At 44.0% G+C, this 15,217-nt stretch carries 12 protein-coding genes and 1 pseudogene; 3 read left to right on the forward strand and 10 right to left on the reverse strand.

What is annotated here, in order from left to right; genetic code table 11:
- Positions 1-285 precede the first annotated feature (285 nt).
- On the reverse strand, positions 286-2,370 hold the full coding sequence (locus ACBR23_RS06715; protein WP_371119212.1) for a prolyl oligopeptidase family serine peptidase: 2,085 nt from the start codon (positions 2,368-2,370) through the stop codon (positions 286-288).
- Positions 2,371-2,628: 258 nt separating this feature from the next.
- Between ACBR23_RS06715 and glgA the strand changes: the two genes are divergently transcribed.
- A complete protein-coding gene (glgA, locus tag ACBR23_RS06720) occupies positions 2,629-4,053 on the forward strand; it encodes a glycogen synthase GlgA (RefSeq protein WP_371119213.1) in 1,425 nt (474 codons plus the stop codon).
- Positions 4,054-4,150: 97 nt separating this feature from the next.
- Here the strand turns inward: glgA and ACBR23_RS06725 are convergent, their stop codons facing one another.
- On the reverse strand, positions 4,151-4,576 hold the full coding sequence (locus ACBR23_RS06725) for a DUF1824 family protein (RefSeq protein WP_341739830.1): 426 nt from the start codon (positions 4,574-4,576) through the stop codon (positions 4,151-4,153).
- A 241-nt stretch (positions 4,577-4,817) separates the two neighbouring features.
- Here ACBR23_RS06725 and ACBR23_RS06730 point away from each other — a divergent pair, with 241 nt between their 5' ends.
- Positions 4,818-5,753 carry a polysaccharide deacetylase family protein gene (locus ACBR23_RS06730; RefSeq protein ID WP_341739831.1) on the forward strand — a complete coding sequence of 312 codons (936 nt, stop codon included), beginning with the start codon at positions 4,818-4,820 and terminating at the stop codon, positions 5,751-5,753.
- Between the two features lie 34 nt (positions 5,754-5,787).
- Here ACBR23_RS06730 and rnc read toward each other — a convergent pair whose 3' ends face one another.
- Positions 5,788-6,468 (reverse strand): ribonuclease III, encoded by a 681-nt coding sequence (gene rnc, locus ACBR23_RS06735; protein ID WP_371119214.1) that lies wholly within the window; start codon positions 6,466-6,468, stop codon positions 5,788-5,790.
- 345 nt (positions 6,469-6,813) lie between these two features.
- Positions 6,814-7,089, reverse strand: a pseudogene (locus ACBR23_RS06740) (NYN domain-containing protein); the annotation flags it as partial.
- Between the two features lie 1,046 nt (positions 7,090-8,135).
- On the opposite strand from ACBR23_RS06740, the gene ACBR23_RS06745 reads away from it, so the two are divergent.
- Positions 8,136-8,279: a chlorophyll a/b-binding protein gene (locus tag ACBR23_RS06745; RefSeq protein ID WP_332960203.1), complete on the forward strand. Its 144-nt coding sequence runs from the start codon at positions 8,136-8,138 to the stop codon at positions 8,277-8,279.
- Positions 8,280-8,438: 159 nt separating this feature from the next.
- On the opposite strand, the gene ACBR23_RS06750 is transcribed toward ACBR23_RS06745, so the two are convergent.
- The 6 genes from ACBR23_RS06750 to ACBR23_RS06775 all read right to left on the reverse strand — a co-directional run bounded on the left by ACBR23_RS06750 (position 8,439) and on the right by ACBR23_RS06775 (position 15,058).
- Positions 8,439-8,561: a hypothetical protein gene (locus ACBR23_RS06750; RefSeq protein ID WP_341739833.1), complete on the reverse strand. Its 123-nt coding sequence runs from the start codon at positions 8,559-8,561 to the stop codon at positions 8,439-8,441.
- Between the two features lie 186 nt (positions 8,562-8,747).
- Positions 8,748-8,966 carry a hypothetical protein gene (locus tag ACBR23_RS06755; RefSeq protein ID WP_341739834.1) on the reverse strand — a complete coding sequence of 73 codons (219 nt, stop codon included), beginning with the start codon at positions 8,964-8,966 and terminating at the stop codon, positions 8,748-8,750.
- 202 nt (positions 8,967-9,168) lie between these two features.
- Positions 9,169-9,561 (reverse strand): response regulator, encoded by a 393-nt coding sequence (locus ACBR23_RS06760; protein WP_341739835.1) that lies wholly within the window; start codon positions 9,559-9,561, stop codon positions 9,169-9,171.
- Between the two features lie 140 nt (positions 9,562-9,701).
- Positions 9,702-12,257: a PAS domain S-box protein gene (locus ACBR23_RS06765; protein ID WP_371119215.1), complete on the reverse strand. Its 2,556-nt coding sequence runs from the start codon at positions 12,255-12,257 to the stop codon at positions 9,702-9,704.
- A 144-nt stretch (positions 12,258-12,401) separates the two neighbouring features.
- A complete protein-coding gene (locus tag ACBR23_RS06770) occupies positions 12,402-14,648 on the reverse strand; it encodes a glycoside hydrolase (RefSeq protein ID WP_371119216.1) in 2,247 nt (748 codons plus the stop codon).
- A gap of 170 nt (positions 14,649-14,818) precedes the next feature.
- Positions 14,819-15,058: a NifU family protein gene (locus ACBR23_RS06775; protein WP_341739772.1), complete on the reverse strand. Its 240-nt coding sequence runs from the start codon at positions 15,056-15,058 to the stop codon at positions 14,819-14,821.
- Positions 15,059-15,217 lie beyond the last annotated feature (159 nt).

The following is a 15,217-nucleotide window of genomic DNA, read 5'->3' on the forward strand; positions in this document are numbered from 1 at the left end:
TAACACCACACAATATAGCCGCTACGGTACTTACTGCAAGCAGAGTTTCGGGAGCATCCCGATTTTGCATAGGCGAAGCATGACCGCAGACAATTTATTAGTGATATCAAATCCGTTGACATCCGAATTATTATTTCTCTCTTCTCTTTCTCTGTGTCCTCTGTGTCCTCTGTGGTTTAATCATTCCGATACAACCGCAATTGATATGATAACCATAAATTTACAGCGGTCATGCTTCGCCCCTAGGAATATATTTGCAAAACACAGATGCAAACAGAGTTTCAGCTAAAGATTGTAAATCAGCACTGGGGCCACCTCATCAGCCAACTCAAACTTAAACACTTGTGAATAGAAATATAATTCACCATCCAGGGTTTTTTTGATATTTTCAGCCCGCCGAAAACCGTGCTGTTCCCCTTCATAAGCAACGTAAGCAACAGGCAAACCCTTTGCTTTTAAGATTTCTACCATCATTTCTGCTTGATTGGGAGGAACCACTTTATCTTCCAATCCTTGAAAGAAGATGATAGGACAAGATAAATTAGCCGCGGCATGAATAGGGGAGCGTTCTAAATACAAATCTTTCCTTTCAGGATAAGGTCCGATTAATCCATCCAGATAGCGCGATTCAAACTTGTGGGTATCCGTTGCCAAAGCTGACAAATCGCTAACTCCATAATAGCTCGCCCCAGCCTTGAAAACATCCCGGAAAGTGAGAGCGCACAGAGTAGTATAGCCTCCAGCGCTACCACCGGCGATCGCCATTTTTGCACTGTCAACTAAACCCCTTTGGGCTAAATATTTAGCACCATTAGCACAGTCATCAACATCCACAATACCCCAACTATCTTGTAGCCTTTTTCTGTATTCTCGGCCGTAACCAGTGCTACCACCATAATTCACATCCAAGACAGCAAAACCACGACTTGTCCAGTATTGAATCTTTAAATTCATACTACTAGAAGTAGCCGCCGTGGGCCCACCATGACTTTTGACAATCAGGGGTGGTTTTTCACCTGCTGGTGCTGCAAAATCTTGATTTTTTGGGGGATAAAAGAAAGCAAAAGCAGTCAAACCATTTTCCGTGGGAAATTCGATGGATTCCGGTACAGAAAGATAACCAGCATCAAGGCTTAAATTGCTGGCTAGGCGCAATACTTCTATTTGACTTGTTCCTAAATCTAGTTGTACAATCGCGGAGGATTCCGTCGGAGAACCAGCCAGAAAAACTACTTTTTCACCTTGGGCTTTTAGTGAAGAAATATCACTGTAAGGTGTGTCAATTTTGCTCAACTGCTTTGTGACTAAATCAATAGTTGCTAAATACCACTGGCCTTGTTGAGTGTAGGTGCAAATAATTTTGTGTTCGGAAACAACAGCATAGGTAGACATCCCAAACACCCACTGAGGTAGTCCGAATTCCGCCGCCATTTCGTACAGAGGTTCGATCCCCCAAGCCCCCCTTACCAAGGGGGGTTCTGTATTTATTTCCCCCCTTACCAACGGGGGTTCTGTATTTATTTCCCCCCTTACCAAGGAGGAATCTTCTATTCCTGCTTCCCCCCTTACCAAGGGGGAATCTTCTATTCCTGCTTCCCCCCTTACCAAGGGGGGATTGAGGGGGGTTCTATAAAAATTCCACCAATTAGACTTATCAGAAACAAAATATAACACTCCATCCGGCGACCATTCCGGTTGAAAAATCGACTCTTCTGGGCCACCTGCAACTAAGTATTTTCCCCCCAAATAACCGTCAGGTTGAATTTTCGCTATCCATAATTCTGTGCCATCCCAAGGCATATTTGGATGATTCCAACTAATCCAAGAAATCTGAGAACCGTCAGGACTAAAACGGGGGGAAGCATAAAAATCTTCACCCTGGGCTAAAATTTGAATATCTTCCCCGTTGTCTAAATTAATACTAACAATAGTATTGACAACTTCACTTTCTCGTGTATGGTCTTCGCGAACGCAAATCAGGCGATTTCTTTGCTTGTCAACAATGCCATCGGCGTACCGACAATTAACTACGGGTGTTAAAGCTAGGGGCTGAGAATCTAATTTTTGATAATAAATGCGCCCGTCGGCAAAATGAGAAAAATAGACCACACCGCTAGCCACCACAAAGGAAGCACCTCCGTATTCGTGAACGCGAGTGCGAACATTAAAAGGTTGGGGTGTGACATCGCTGATTTTTCCGTCAGGAGTGCGTCGCACGATGACGTTTCTGCCTGCTTCAGAAGGTCTTGCTTCCACCCAGTAAATATCCTCGCCCTCCATCGCAATTTGTCCGAGTCCTACAGTTCCCGAAACAATTAAATCGGAGGTAATGGGGGATTTCCAAGAGCCGTAAGTTGATATTGTGTTCATGTAGTTGAGGCTGTTGTATTGCGAGAACAAATAAATTTATATTTTTACTTTACAGTAATTTTGTAACAATATTTTACACGATCGCTCCCCCAACCCTCTTTTGTGGGAGTCCCAATTTTGCAGCAGTTGTCGGGGCTGTGAGTATTTTGTTTAATTAGATGGGTTGACTTAGTTGTTTTTCGGCTCCATGTTAATATTGTGCCACTACCCATTTAAACTTAATCTAGACTAACTATCTTAAGGAACGCAAAAAAAATAATGCGAATTTTATTTGTATCCGCCGAAGCAGCACCCCTAGCCAAGGTAGGCGGTATGGGGGATGTCGTCGGTGCTTTGCCTAAATTCCTGCGACGCATGGGTCACGATGTCCGCATCTTCATGCCCTATTACGGCTTCATCCCGGACAAAATGGATGTGCCCAAAGAAGCTGTTTGGAAAGGTGATGCCATGTTCCAAAGCTTCTCCATCTTTGAAACTGTTTTGCCGGGAACGGATGTTCCTTTATATTTATTTAAACATCCATCTTTCTCAACTCGCCGCATTTATGGTGGCGTCGATGAAGATTGGAAATTTACTTTCTTTGCTAATGGTGCAGCGGAATTTGCTTGGAATTACTGGAAGCCACAAATTATCCATTGTCACGATTGGCATACGGGAATGATACCTGTTTGGATGCACCAAGACCCTGATATCAGCACTGTTTTTACTATTCACAATTTAGCTTATCAAGGGCCGTGGCGCTGGCGTTTGGAGCAGATGACTTGGTGTCCTTGGTATATGCAAGGTCATAATACAATGGCCGCGGCCGTACAGTTTGCCAATCGCGTAAATACAGTGTCACCGACTTATGCCGAGCAAATCAAAACCCCTAGTTATGGGGAAGGATTGGAAGGTTTGTTGTCTTTTTTGGGTGGGAAAGTATCGGGAATTTTGAATGGGATTGATACTGAATCTTACAACCCAGAAACTGATAAGTACATTCCTCAACAATTCAGTGCTGATACTATTGAAAAGCGCTATCCCAACAAAATTGCGCTGCAAGAAGAAGTCGGTTTGGAAGTGAATAAAAATGCGTTTTTAATTGGGATGGTGAGTCGCCTGGTGGAACAGAAGGGGCTGGATTTGATTATCCAAATGCTCGATCGCTTCATGGCCTATACCGACGCTCAATTTATTGTACTGGGAACGGGCGATCGCTACTACGAAACCCAACTCTGGCAAATGACAGCCCGTTATCCAGGCCGGATGTCCACCCAATTACTCTACAACGAAGCCCTCTCCCGTCGCGTTTACGCAGGCTGCGACACATTCCTGATGCCGAGTCGTTTCGAGCCCTGTGGTATCAGTCAAATGCTGGCGCTGCGCTATGGATGTGTGCCGATGGTACGTCGTACCGGCGGTTTAGTGGATACGGTATCGCACAATAACCCGATCGATAATACAGGTACTGGTTACTGTTTCGATCGCTACGAACCCCTTGACTTGTTCACCTGCATGATCCGAACTTGGGAAGGTTTCCGCTATAAAGATAAGTGGAAAGAACTGCAACAGCGCGGCATGAGAGAAAACTTTAGCTGGGATATTTCTGCCAGAAAATATGTCGAGTTGTACAGGGATGTTTTGGGACTACCGCCGGAAGAATCTGCACCGGAAGAACAGCCAGAATTGACAGTTGAGAGTTGACAATTAACAGTTAACAGTTAACAATTGACTGTTAACTGTTAACTGTTAACTCTTGTTAGTTGGTTCCCATGCCCAATGCCACATTTCCAATTTACAATTAACAAAATAAATCGAGAGGTAAATGACCGTAAGTCTCGCTAATTCCTGATTCTGAGGAAGATTGACAGGACACCAAAACGCCACGGTAAGTTCCCGTGTAGCTGTCAACATAATAGGAACCTTTCAAAGTATTAAACTTAATATAAACAGAGCTGGTAAATGAAGTAACAGAGTTGGGGTCTAAAACAGGTTGATATCCCAAAGCTGTCAAATAAGTTTTTAAAGCCAAAAAGCCTTCATCTGTCGAAGAGGCGCAAACTCCTAGCATTTGATAATCAGACAAACTCGCTACCAGCAAAATAGCTTGACGGAGTTCTTGTTTTTGCAGTGGCGATGCTAAAGATTGCATATCCAGACAAGTGAAATTTTTAAGAAGTTGTTGTGCTTCTTCCAGGGAGAGGGTAGTCGGGTTTTGAGTAGACATCAATTATATGGTTGACAGTAGACAGTTGACAGTTGACTCTTCGGCTACCCTTCGGCTTCGGGAGCGGGCAGACAGTTGACAGTTGACAGTTGACGGTTCACAGTAGATTATACCATTGTGCGATCGGCTGTATTTGAAAGTCTAACTAAATTACAAAAAAACGGGAAAAACTATCTTAATATTACTGAATTTGGCTGCATTGATGGTAAATATGAATAATAAATAGACTGGTGAGGAGACGATGAATAAAGAACAATTACTAAAGCAGGGAAAGATTCCCCTAAATTTTCTTTTTCGACTGCTACACAAAACCCAAATTATTTATTTAGTGCTGATATTTTTAATCAGTATCGGCATTTCTGGATGGACTGTAGAATCTTATTTCGTCAGAATTCCTATTCTGGGCTTTCACGATATTGTAGACATTCAAAATCCCGCCGAATTGCCACCTCACAGAAACGCTTTCTCAACCGACTACACGAAACAAGATTTTGCAGTATTCTTAGAATACTTAGTTGAACAAAACTACTGGTTTTTATCATCTCAAGACTTGTATCTATATTTTATTGAAAAATCCAAGCCAATACCACCTCAACATGAAGGTCAAAAACCCATTATGATTACCTTTGACGACGGCTACAAAGGCGTTCATACAAATGCACTACCCCTGATCGAAAAACTGTCATTTATTTATAAAGAAAAGGGTAAATTTGTGCTGTTTGTCAATCCACACTTTTTGGGTGTAGATATGGGTGGAGAATTTTTACCTCATACTAGCTGCAACGATTTAAGAGAGGGATACAAAAAGGGTTTTTATGATATTCAATCTCACGGCTTCAGCCACAAAAATTTAACTACCCTGAATGGGAAAAATTTAGAATTAGAAATTTCTAAATCTAAGTTAATTTTGAGAAAATGTATGAGCAATTTAGACAAAAATAAACTTGTCGGTGCTCACATAGCCTATCCCTACGGTGCATCAGATAGAGAAGTGGAAAGCATTTTACCTAAGTATCATTTAACTGGGTTTTTGTATGATGACAATTTGTTAAGAGTCAGCAGATTGAGAAATAACTATCGTATTTCTCGCATGACAGTGAGCAAGGATATGTCGCCGACCGATTTAATTCGGATAGCTGAAAAAGCTTCAACTTTAAGAAAAAAAAGGTGGTTTTAGTCAAAATACGAGTTTTTACCGTTTTTTTTAAAGTTTAGATAAGCCCGCGTTTTTTGAGCTTAGCTAGTGCATCTTCGGCTGCATTTTTTTCAGCATCTTTTTTACTTTTACCTTTACCTTCTCCATAGGATTTATCTGCGACATAAACTTTAGCAAGAAATTCAGGAGCATGAGGTGCGCCTCCTGCTTGGATTGTCACGTATTTGGGAGGAGTTGTGTCACCGTTGGCTTGTACCCATTCCTGAAAGCGGTTTTTTGAGTCTATACTCGATCGCGTTTCGACTACATTTTCCGGCACTGAATCAAACAATTCCCACACAAATTTGCGAACTTTGTCCATGTCTTGTGTATCGAGATAGTAAGCACCAATAAATGCTTCAAAGGTGCTGCTAAGCAAATTAGGATTAGTAATACCACCTTCTCGATAGGCTCCTTTTCCGAGTCGCATTTTTAAGTCTAAATCTATTTCTTTAGCAAATCTGGCTAGTTGTTTTTCATCTACTAGGGCTGAACGTCGGCGAGTAAGTTGGTCTTCTCCCATTTCTGGGTGACGCTGATAAAGATATTCGCCACTGAGAAAAGTCAGCAAAGCATCGCCGAGAAATTCTAAGCGTTCGTTGTCTTCTTCGCGGGATGTGGGGTTTTCGTTGACATAGGAACGGTGTGTGAGGGCTTGGCGGAACAGTTTTTGATTGTGGAATTCGGGAAGGGTCATTTGTATTTCTTTTGTTGGGTTAGTTAATTGCATGGAATTTTGATAATGGTTGGTGTTGTTATGCGGACATGAAAGAGCTGCAAATAGCGGTTTGTTTGGAGAATCTAGTTTATCAAATAAACTGGATTTTGGCTATCTGCGGCTAGGTTAATTTTAACAGATGTCTTGGTGTTCTACTATTAGTTCGTTAGTCCGACAGTCCGCCAGGGGTTAAAACCCCTGGCTCATAGCTAAAGTCCTCTGAAGAGGACTGAAGATGATATTTTTTTTAACTATGTGTCAGTCGGTTTTAACCGACTTTAGCTACTCGCTGTGGGAATTTATTACCTGGCGGACTGTGCAACTTTATGCAGATAATCTGTCTGCTTTATTCTGAGTATTCCCTGCAAACAAGTTAGGCAGATCGTCTATATAATGAAAGTGATCATCACCAACTAGGTTAATCAGTTTTTTGCTGGCACTATCGCGCTGTGAAAAAACTATGATGGTTTTGCCAACAGCCAGCATCAGACTGATTAAAGGTGCAAAATCCCGATCTCCTGAAACTAGGATAATTATGTCAGGAGAAGGTTTGATGGCCACTCGTTTAAGGCAGTCAAATATCAATTGTTTATCTGCACTATTCTTGTCTTTGGAATTTACTCGTTACCAGGCTCTGGCCTGGTAACGCATATCTAGAGGCTCTGCCTCCATTTTCCTGATAGATAAGGACGAGGCAGAGCCTCTAGACATCGGTTCCCAGGCCAGAGCCTGGGAACCAGTTAAATTAGTCAGGTGCGTCAGTAGCCACAATTAGGAAACGGCAGTGCCGTGTCCCTACAATGAATCTGGGGTAGGGACACGGCACTGCCGTCTCCTCTATATCATTACGGTGCAACCGGAATTGATATTACGCATTTAGTCAAGGAAAGATTGTCTGTGGCTTCGCTCAAAAGTGAGGTTTTCCATGGAACAAAACTCTTGACTGCCACACTATTGATTTAGTGTGTACTTAGTTGGTTAGCGTCTCAGCGATAGGATGTGCAGATTTCGGACAGGCGTCGTAAAAACCCGTTGATATAGAAATTCAAACAAATGTAGTGCCAACTAACCTATGGATTCCAGTTGAAACGACATTAACTTGAATGTCTATATCAACGGGGGCTTAGGGCGCTTACCCGAAATCTGCACATCCTACCGCTGAGACGACTTAACCGACACTTTTTGCTTTTGAATGCGGGTGTCTATCTGAGCTGTACGGCTCTAAGCTAACCGTTTAAGTATGGGACGTCAAGTGCTAGTGGTACATTTACCTGATTTTTTTTCAGACAGGACTTACGCATCACAACTAAAGAAACCGGGTTTTTTCAGAATCTGTCGGTTTTAACGAAGTATTGTCGCAAAAACCCGGTTTCTGGGCCCAGGTACAAGCAAAAGAAACCGGGTTTTTTGCAGAATCTGTCGGTTTTAACGAAGTATTGTCGCACAAACGCGGTTTCTGGGCCCAGGTAAAAGCAAAAGAAACCGGGTTTTTTGCAGAATCTATGGGCTGTAACGAAGTATTCTCCTAAAAAACCCGGTTTCTGGGCCCCCGCCTTCAAAAATAAATTGTAAAAATATGTTGCAATGTTTTAACTGCTGTGTTACATTAGTTTACATAAGGTTGAAATTAAACGAGGTTTTTGGTCATGGAAAATAAAGACGCAAAAGTGGGCTTTACTGAGTTTGCCGAAACCTGGAATGGTCGTTTGGCGATGCTTGGCTTTGTTATTGGCCTAGCTACCGAATATCTGACGGGTCAAGGTATTCTTTCTCAAATCGGTTTGATGTAATCAGACCTAAATATTTAGTTCTGGCCTGTATCGCCCCATCTAAAAGCCTCCTTCACCAATACGGAAGGAGGCTTTTTAATCTTTATTAAAACAAATTAGCCTACTTAACTACTAAAAAAACTATTTTACTAATTTTTAATCCTGAGAAGTCGCAACCAACTAAGCAATTTCCACGGATGCCAAAACTGTCAATTTTGGCATCAAAGCAGAGACTTTCACTAAACTGTCGATTTTGCTAGTCCGCTGTCTGTTACCTAAAATCATCTCTGAAAGATCTGGCATTTCTTCCCAACAGTGCGAACAAAACCAGTAAATGCGATTTTGGCGAGCGTGTCTGAGTAATTGAGATGAGCAACAAGGGCAACTATTCATGATTTTTTAAACCTTTTTTAACAAGTAGATCGAGAATTAATTCTATACTAATGCTGAGTTCGTCCTCAGTCCAGATGCCATTACTAAAAGCTGGTTTCACTCGCAACTTTTAGTGTCTCCCAAGTAAAGCTTTTGGAGGCCCAAGAGTAGCAAGACGATGAGAAGTTGAACGAGCCAAGGAGCACAAGAGAAGCCCCAAATAAAACAGCCGAGTCCAGCCAAAGCCACGAGGACAAAAATATCTTGAGAGGTTTGCCAATAGACCCAGATGGCGGCTAGAGAAACTATCAGTAGTAAAATGTAGGCTGAGGGCATAGTCGTCATCTCCCAAGGTGTTTGTCCAAATTCAGGGGTGATCCCTGACGAATGGTTTAAACTTAAAACTAAAACCTGAAGAACTGATGAAGAACGACAAGAATTCACAAAAAGTCAAATACTCCTGCCAGTTTATATTCTTTTTCAAACTAAGCAGGAATAATTTGTTGTCGAGGCTACAAAGCTCAATGTCCCGATCGCCCTAGGAGCGATCCCATCCTAAAACTTGAGCTACCTGACTTGCTAAAGACATCGGTTCAAAAGGCTTAGCAATCACGCTGGCTACCCCCAAATCGGCAAACATCCGCCTGTCCCCTGCCAAAGCCTTCGCCGTCAGTAAAATTACGGGAATGTGCTGCGTAGCACTATTGGCTTGCAATTGTAAAAAAGTAGTAGGTCCGTCTTGGTCAGGCATCATCACGTCTAAAAGAATAGCATCAGGCTGTTGGGCGACTGCCTTAGCAACACCCTCGATACCAGAACTAGCTGTCAGCACTTCCCAGCCCCCGACGACTTCGAGACTGACTTGAGCGACTTCCCGAATATCTTCGGCATCATCAATAATCAATATGCGTTTTGCTGCCACAATAAACATTTTTTTTTAAATTAAGAACTGATCTGAGACTAGAACTTAAATATGAATTTTGTGTAAAGTACGGAGTGCAATTTAAAAAAATTCATTATTTCTCATTCTACGTATTTATCCTGAAATATAAAGATTTTACTCTAAATTTTCTATCTTCTATTTTCTACCTTCCTGGGACTTTCTGCATCTGTTAAAACTGGGAAACTTAAGAAAAAAGTGCTACCCTCCCCCAAAACGCTGTCCACCCAAATTCTGCCACCGTGTTGTTGCACGATACTGCGACAAATAGCCAGGCCCAAACCTGTCCCACCCTTTTGTCGAGAATCTGAAGCATCAACCTGTTGGAAGCGTTCAAAGATCATTTCCAGTTTATCTGCCGGAATTCCCCTACCTCGGTCTTTCACGGCAATCAGGATTTCCTGTGAGGACATGGGCAAGTTCCCATCGGCGATCGCACAATCAGGATACGAGACAGACTTGAGCCCAGCTTTGTTTTCCCAATCGTGATTTGGCCGCAATTGGGCACTCAGCCAAATGGTAGCGCCCTCGGAGGAAAATTTAATAGCATTGCTGAGCAAATTAGTCAAGGTTTGAATTATGCGATCGGGAACAGCCCGCAAGGGAGCATTCACAGGGACCACGGACAGTATAACTCCAGCGTGGTCAGCCATTCCCTGCATCTCGTCCACAGCCTGAAGCATCAGTTCTGCCACATTGCAAGTTTGCTTAACCGCTTTGTGATAACTAGACTCCATTCGTTCTAAATCGAGGATGTCATTGATTAAGCGTACCAAACGTTCTGTGTTAGTCACGGCAATCGATCGCATCCGTTTGGCTTTTTCCGGTTCATTGTCGAGGACACCGCTGTTGAGGAGGGCCAGGGCTCCGTGAATCGAAGTCATGGGTGTCCGCAGTTCGTGGCTGACAACGGAAATGAATTCATCTTTCATCCGTTCTACGGCAAGGCGATCGGTGATATCCTTAAATGTCACCACAGCCCCGATGATTTTGCCTTGTTCTCGCATGGGAGCCACGACGTACTCAACCGGAAAACTCGTGCCATCTCGGCGACAAAACACCTCGTTAGTGACGCGGCGCGCCTCTCCGTCTTGCAAGGTGGCGAGAATTTGACTGTTTATTTGATTGGGAAGGAGTCGATCCACAGTGGATGTGGTGGAGGTGGGAAATTTAGAGGCCGCATTGATTTCTGTAGATGAATTGTGGTCGATCGCCTGTGGGCAGTCCTCCTGTCTCGGATGTATGCTTTGATAAAGCGGTCGATCGATCAGTTGCTTGGATTCGCAGCCAGCCATTCTCACCGCTGCGGGATTGACAAAAGTAACTTTTCCCTCTTTATTCAATCCGCAAATACCTTCTCCTGCGGAGAAAAGAATCAATTCATTTTGATGGCGGAGTTGTTCCAGGGCTTTTTCAACTCGCTTACTGTCGCTGATATCTCTGGCAATAGTGGAGACGCCGATGATGGTTCCTGTGGTATCTTTAATCGGAGAAATAGTCAGAGAAACATCTATTTCTTTGCCGTCTTTGCGTAAATGAAGGGTTTCATAATGGTCGATGGTGGCTCCCGCGCGAATGTTTGCCAGAATTTGTGACATTTCGTTGGGGCGTGAGGGTATGGCTAAAATCTCGATCGACTGGCCCTTGACTTCTGTCGCCACATAGCCATAAATATTTTCGGCTCCTGCATTCCAGCTCATAATTGTCCCGGTGGGGGATTTGCCGATGATGCCATCGTCAGAAGACTCAACAATAGATGCCAAGCGGACGAGTTCATCTCTAGCTTGCTTGTGTTCGGTGATGTCGCGGCCCAAAATCACAAGACTTTTGCGATTGCCGTCTGGGTAAAATAAGGGTATTTTAATGACGTCGTAGATTTTAATCGTACCGTCCGATCGGGGAATCACTTCTTCACCCCTAGAAACACTACCTTTATGCCATGCTTCTCGATCGCTAACTTCGCAGGCAGCCAAAGCTTCCCGATAAAAGGTGCTGAGTTCTCCTAGTTCAGAGTCTTTGAGTCCCCGATATTCATCGCACGAAAGCTCGAACAGTTCCAGTATTGCTTGATTTGCCTCTTGCCATCGGCCCTGGGCATCTTTGAAACAGACAATATCTGGCATCGCATTCATCAGAGAATCCAGATAGGAATTCGATCGCACAGTGGCTTCTACCTCCACCCGCTTGTAGATTTCCCCTTGCAGATTTTCGTTGGTTGTTTCCAGGGATTCAATCAACACATTTTCGGCCAAAGTCCGTTCTTTAACTACTTCCTGAATGCTGTGGAGTTCTAGGGACAAGTGGCGACGGGCTAACAAATTTTCCACCCGCAAGTGGAGTTCTGTGGGAGGGAAGGGACTAAGGAGCAAATCGTCGATTCTGCCTTCAAGTTGTTCTGGGGTAAGGAGAAATGGCGAATTTATATCAGCAGAAATTCTGCCTTGGCTAACCAGCAAAAACGGTAAAAACAGGGGTGCCGATGCTGTTTTTAAGGTTTCTACAAGTGGGCGGATGCGATCGAAATTTGACTCGTCTAGAATGCACAAGTCAAAAGGGATGTTGCCCATTTCGACAGGAAAGTTGGAGAAAATGGGGCGATCGGGTGCAAACACCTCGTGTTTGTTGTTGAGGCATTGTATCGGCAAAGGTTGTTGGTGGCGATCGAGCAAAACCAAAATCCGGCTCATTGGTTGTTTGTAATTAGTTATGGGTTATGTGTTGTTTGTTATTAGTTATGTATTGTCATTTGTTGTTTGTGATTAGTTATTTGCTAGCTCCGGCCTAACGAATAACCAATAACTCATAACTAAGAACCAATAACCAATAACTCTTTAAGGCATTCCGATCGCAATCAAAGAATCGAACGGCAAACAGCTACAGTAACGCTCCCCTTCCGATAACACCGCAATCAGCCTCAGTGACCAGTCTGGCATAATCTGCAAATCTGCCCAAGGTATTGCTACCTCCAGACATTTATCCAACCCAACCTGAGCGCGGCTGATGTGAGGATGCCACTCATCCCGTTCTCCAGCCTCCTGAAACCTAATCGATTTAGTTAGCAAATTAATCCCTAACTGATGGTGGAATCGATAGTTCAGGGGTGCAGTATCAGGCAAATCTGACAGTGGAATCAGGCTGTTGTGCATGGTGCGATCGGTATAAAACCAGAATAAATTCAACTCCGGCGGACAGTCAATTCCCGGCCGAACACCCGCATTGAAGTCAACCCGAAGGTAAAAATTCAAGTGATCCACCCCGTACCAAATCCGCTGAATTGCAGAACTGCGGTGCATTGTCCCCCTCGCTCCCCCAACTTCAATCCGCCCAGCCTTGTCCCAATCCTGTTCATTACCAATACCGTCAATCACCGGATGAATAAAGCTCAGCGGTTGATGGTCGCCTGGAGCTTCGTGGGCCTCTACTTGTCGGCGCACTTGGGGAGGTACTGGCTCGTTGAGAGCTTCGTAAATTGCTGCTACGTGTTCCCGGAATAGCTGGTCAAACATGGCATCTTGGTTAGAGGTGTGACCTTCGCCAAACCACCAAAACCAGTCGGAACCTTCGGCGGCGTAGAGTGCTTCCCAAGCTTCGGGATTGGTTTCTTCCGTAGCTTCTGGATGATTTGCCAGCATTTGCCTTGCTTGGCCTAACAAATCCCAAGCGCGATTTTTGGCGGGATCGCCGATCCAAGTTGCGAGGGAACCATCAACCCAAGAACCGGTGTGGAGTTGGGTTGACTCAATTGTGGCTGTTGGGGGGAATTTGTCAAGAAATTCGGAGACTGTTACCAGTTTAATATCTGGGTCGAGGCTGAGGGTTTCATAGAGGGATTCTAGGAAGGGTTTGCCGTCTTGGGGATAGAATTCCCAGCAGTTTTCGCCGTCTAGGGCGATGGTTACTAACCAGGGATTTTCTAGGGTTGTGGTGCCACTAGATTGTCGGTGTTTGAGGGTTCGCGCGATCGCCTCTAGGTGTCCCACTAAATCTGATGCTGCTTTTTTCGGTGCCATCGAACCGTAGGTAAATCCGATCAAATCTGACAATCGGTGGTCTCGAAAGACGATCGCCAAATCCCCGTGAGGAGTTTCTAGACGGTAAGGGCGATATAACAATTCTGGTTCCCAGACATTCCCTGCCCCATCGCGATGAAAAAAGTGTTTAATTGTCCATCCCAATACAGCTTCGTCGGAGACTATCCATTTGAAGCCTTGTTTTGCAATATAGGGCAAGATTTCTGGACTAACTGCCTGTTCCGAGGGCCACAAACCGCGAGGTTCGCAATCAAACCTATCTTGATACATTTCCCAGGATTTTCTGAGGTGTCGGGGAATATCTTCTGCCCACTGAAACCGATGTTGTGGCAGGGTCATGTTGGGAATAGCTATGCGAGCGCAATTCGTATCAGCAAGCAGCGGTAATATCGGGTGTGTATGGGGGGTTGTGGAGACTTCTAATTGTCCCTCAGCTTGCATTTTTCGGTGTTGGGGAATGATTTTGGCTAGGATTTGTTTTTGTTTGGAGTAGATTTTGTGGCGATCGGCTAAACTAAAATTTTGTCCTTGTTTCAGCCACCGGGCAATCTCCGGGTCATCCCAAAATAGCGGGTCAATCCAAGCTAAATTGTGCCAAGCCAGCAAGTCGCTAAAGTCCTGTTGATTCCAATTTTCCACACACCACTGAATACCTTTTTCCTGATGCTGAGTGTAGAGCTGATTGTAGCGGGGATGGGGTTGAATTAGGGTGTGGTAATTGGCATCAAAAAAGTGCTGACAAATAAATTCTTTTTCTGATATCTTTAAATCTTCAGTGGGCTTGAGAGCCGCAGCCAAATAGGGGTCTAATGCTCGGTCTGCGATGCAATCTTCTATCTGCAAAATCAAGGATGGCACAAGGTTTACAGTTTGATGCAGTTTGGGATATTTTGCCAAAATTAGCACTAAATCCAAGTAGTCTTTAACCCCGTGCAAGCGCACCCAAGGCAATCGATATTGAGCCTCTGTTTCCTTAGCAGCTACTCTGGATTTGTACAGCGGTTGGTGTTGATGCCAAATGAAGGCTACATACAGGGGGTGAGACATTACTCTAGTCCTTAGTCATTAGTTAGCAGTCATTAGTCAGCAGTCATTAATCGGCAGTTATTAATCGGCAGTCATTAATCGGCAGTATGATTTATTAGTCATTAGTTGCTTTATCTACTTGTTACTAATGACTACTGACTACTGACTACTGACTAATGACTACTGACTAATTACATTACCTGTTCAACTTCCGAGATTTCTGGGATGGCTTCGCGCAGGCGACGTTCTATGCCCATTCTCAGGGTCATTGTAGAGCTTGGGCAAGAGCCACAAGCTCCTTGTAGCCGCAGGTGTACGACTGGGCCTTCGATTTCTACCAGTTCGACGTTGCCACCATCGGATATCAGGTAGGGGCGCATTTCATCCAGAATTGTTTCGACGTTATCTCTTGTTAGTGCTAGTGTCGTCATATTTCACCTTGTAGATTATTTACTGCTGATTTCGATCGCTACGCCTCTAATCGCCAATTAATTGGACAAACGTGGACTCAGCATACAAAAGAAAACCTTGGCACCTCAAAAGTGGTCATTCTTTTTGGCATACCTGCTGGCATCACAGGATAGAGGCTA

Origin of the sequence: Microcoleus sp. (assembly GCF_041354475.1) — a bacterium.
GTDB lineage: Bacteria > Cyanobacteriota > Cyanobacteriia > Cyanobacteriales > Microcoleaceae > Microcoleus.